Below are 708 nucleotides of genomic sequence, written 5' to 3' on the forward strand. Positions count from 1 at the left end.
CCTCGTCGACGAGCGAATCGATCAACGCGCGCCACATCGCGTCCGGCACCAGCGGCGCCGCGATGCGCCGCAAGCGCGCGGCGTCGGGGCCCAGTTCGTCGGGCGAACGCGCGTGATACTGATCGAGCGCCGCCAGCACCTGCGAACGCAGACGCGCCCAATGCGAACGCAATACGATCACGGCATCCCTGCCATGCAGCGCAATTTCATCGGCATCGTCGGGAAGGAGCAATGCTTCGGCGGGCAAGCCAGTCAGTTGCATCAGCATCGAACGCGATACGCCGCGCGGCGCCTCTTCGAGCAGCGGGCCGATGCGCCCGTCATCGAGCCACACGCGCAACGCATCGAGCCACGCGCGCCGTTCCGCCGTCCGGCGTTTGCGCGGCGGACCGAACGGATCGAGCATGCGACCGCCGCCGACGGTGCGCGTCGCCTGTGCATTGCGCACGATGAAGCGATCGCCCGGCAGCGCGCACACAGGCGCATCGAACACGAGCTGCACACGCGCCGTGTGTCCCGCAGCCAGCGTGTCGTCATCGAGCAGCGCGACATGCGCGACGCGATGCAACGTGCCGATATGCACATGCAGCGGCGCCCAGTGTTGCAGCGTGATGCCTGCATCGTCGAGCAGCGTCAGTTCTACGTCGAGCCGCTCGCCCGGCTTCGCGAGCCGCGCATCGACGATCCAGTCGCCGCGCGTGATCGCAT

Annotated in this window: 1 protein-coding gene; it reads right to left on the bottom strand. The window is 68.2% G+C overall.

Annotation, left to right across the window (positions count from 1 at the left end):
* Positions 1–708 (bottom strand): DNA/RNA-binding winged helix domain-containing protein (locus tag GCT13_RS48035; RefSeq protein WP_321575083.1); only part of this gene is annotated, 708 nt, incomplete at both ends.

The sequence above is a fragment of the Paraburkholderia franconis genome (assembly GCF_009362735.1).
Classification (GTDB): domain Bacteria; phylum Pseudomonadota; class Gammaproteobacteria; order Burkholderiales; family Burkholderiaceae; genus Paraburkholderia; species Paraburkholderia franconis.